1 protein-coding gene is annotated in these 932 nt (G+C 51.1%); it reads left to right on the top strand.

The window, feature by feature from the left end; genetic code table 11:
• Positions 1-932: cadherin-like domain-containing protein (locus CXF62_RS14645; protein WP_185156572.1), on the top strand; the 932-nt coding region annotated here is incomplete at both ends.

Genomic DNA, 932 nt, shown 5'->3' with positions numbered 1-932 from the left:
GCCACTGGCAGCATTGTTGATGAAGACCGAGTAGCTGGTAGTGAAGATCGCTTAGGCGACTTTAATGATGGTGATGAAGCGCAGAGCACCGATCAAGGTCAGCCTGTGAGTGGCAACTTACTGGATAACACCTCAGAGACCGATCCGAGCATCAGCCTGAGTGTCTCGAACGTGCAAGTGGATACTGATGGCGATGGCGTACTAGACACCATCCCAACAGATGGCACCCCAACCGCCATCACCGATGTCAATGGCGACCCGATTGGCAGCATCACCGTTAATGCTAATGGTGACTACACCTTTACCCCAGATGCTGACTTTACCGGTGACGTTCCAGAGATTAGCTATGAGGTGGTTGATGGTAATAACCAGGTTCTTGACGACTCTAATCTGACCATCACCGTCATTCCAGGGGCTGTTGAGATTAAGATTGAAGCCACAATAGGCACAGCCACTGAAGGCACAAGTGATGACACTCTTGAGTTCAGCATCAGCCAAAATGTGGCCAGTGACCAAGATACCGTTGTTAACGTGCGCCTAGATGCAGCAAACAGTCCTGATATCACCGCCGGTGACATTGCGCGTTTGCAGTACACCAAAGCCGATGGCAGCGTGGTTGATACTACTGATCAGGGTGAGATCAGCGCCTTCTTAGCCAATGGCGACGACGTCTTAATCGCTGCGGGCAGTAAAGAGAGCCTCATCACTATCAGCGTTGCTGATGACAGCGTTTATGAGCAAACTGAAGACTTAGGTCTGATCATCTCCAATGCTGTTAACCCTAATGGCGTCACCATTACCACCGCTACTGATAGCGGGGTGATTGAAGATGAAGCGGCACAAGATGGCACCCCACAAGAAGGCGACCGTCCGACCGTTAGCATTACAGCCACCAAGGATACTGCCATAGAAGGCGAGGACAACACCTTAGA

The organism is Psychrobacter sp. MES7-P7E, assembly GCF_002863645.1.
In the GTDB taxonomy this organism is placed as follows: Bacteria; Pseudomonadota; Gammaproteobacteria; order Pseudomonadales; family Moraxellaceae; genus Psychrobacter.
Note: the sequence above shows the minus strand (reverse complement) of the source record. Positions and strands in the feature narration are given on the sequence as shown.